Origin of the sequence: Pseudoflavonifractor sp. 60 (assembly GCF_009911645.1) — a bacterium.
Taxonomy (GTDB): domain Bacteria; phylum Bacillota; class Clostridia; order Oscillospirales; family Oscillospiraceae; genus Lawsonibacter.
In genome coordinates this window covers 1-638 of sequence record NZ_QWKI01000061.1, presented here as the reverse complement: position 1 = coordinate 638, position 638 = coordinate 1, and the positions used below count along the sequence as shown (strand labels likewise).

1 protein-coding gene is annotated in these 638 nt (G+C 52.7%); it reads left to right on the top strand.

Going from position 1 to position 638, the window contains the following annotated elements; all coding sequences use genetic code 11:
• Window positions 1–293 precede the first annotated feature (293 nt).
• Window positions 294–638 (top strand): replication initiator protein A (locus D1646_RS07800; RefSeq protein WP_347565158.1); only part of this gene is annotated, 345 nt, incomplete at its 3' end.

Here is a 638-nt window from a genome sequence, read left to right as displayed (position 1 = left end):
CGGGCAGACAGGAAACGCTGTACCGAGTGCGGCGGGTATTTTCTCCCCAAGTCAAACCGGGGGAAATACTGCCCGGAGTGCGCCGGACGCATGAAAAGAATCCGAGCCGCACAGCGCAAGCGGAAACAGAGGGATAAATGTCACGCTTTAGGATATTCCAGACCCCCGTAAATCAAGGCTTTTTTGACCGCCCTCAAAGGGTAGCTGATACATTTATCCTTTACCCCCGAAAACAGCGTTTTAACTGCGTAACAGGAAGCCACAGACAGGAGGTGAGAACCATAACCAATTACATCACAGCCGACACCATATTGCCCCGTTTTCTGCCCTATCCCTATTTTCTGCTGAAAATGGACTTGTCGCATACCGCAAGGCTGCTCTATGGGCTGCTTCTTGACCGTTCCACCCTCTCACAGAAGAACGGCTGGCAGGACAGCGAGGGCAGGACGTATATTGTCTACCCCGTTTCGGAGATAACGGAAATGCTGGATAAAGGCAGCACCGCCATAAAAAGCGCACTGAACGAGCTGGACGCTGCCGGGCTTCTGGTGAGGGAACGCCGGGGCTTCTCCGCACCGAACCGCCTTTATATAAAAATACCGCAAATGCCAGTGGTACAGTTTTCCGACCATATGACA